Source organism: Erwinia sp. S38, from assembly GCF_016624545.1.
Lineage (GTDB): Bacteria > Pseudomonadota > Gammaproteobacteria > Enterobacterales > Enterobacteriaceae > Erwinia > Erwinia coffeiphila.
Genome location: NZ_JACVTS010000095.1, coordinates 1 through 241, shown reverse-complemented (window position 1 = coordinate 241; position 241 = coordinate 1). Strand labels below are relative to the sequence as shown.

Here is a 241-nt window from a genome sequence, read left to right as displayed (position 1 = left end):
ACAGGTTGACGATCTGGAAGTGGCCGCTGACGGCCTGAGCATTACGGGTACCGGCGAACCGGGCGCAGCCATCACCGTTCGTGATGCTGACGGTAACGTGATCAGCGTTCCTGGCGCGGTTGTGGGCGAAGACGGTAACTTCACCGTAACGCTGAGCACCCCTCAGACAAACGGCGAAACCCTCTCTGTTACCCAGACCGACGAAGCGGGCAACCCGTCCGATCCGGCGACCGTTGACGCG

At 62.2% G+C, this 241-nt stretch carries 1 protein-coding gene; it reads left to right on the top strand.

The genetic code is table 11. The features are described 5' to 3' along the window. Positions 1–241: Ig-like domain-containing protein (locus tag IBT46_RS27830; RefSeq protein ID WP_200548140.1), on the top strand; the 241-nt coding region annotated here is incomplete at both ends.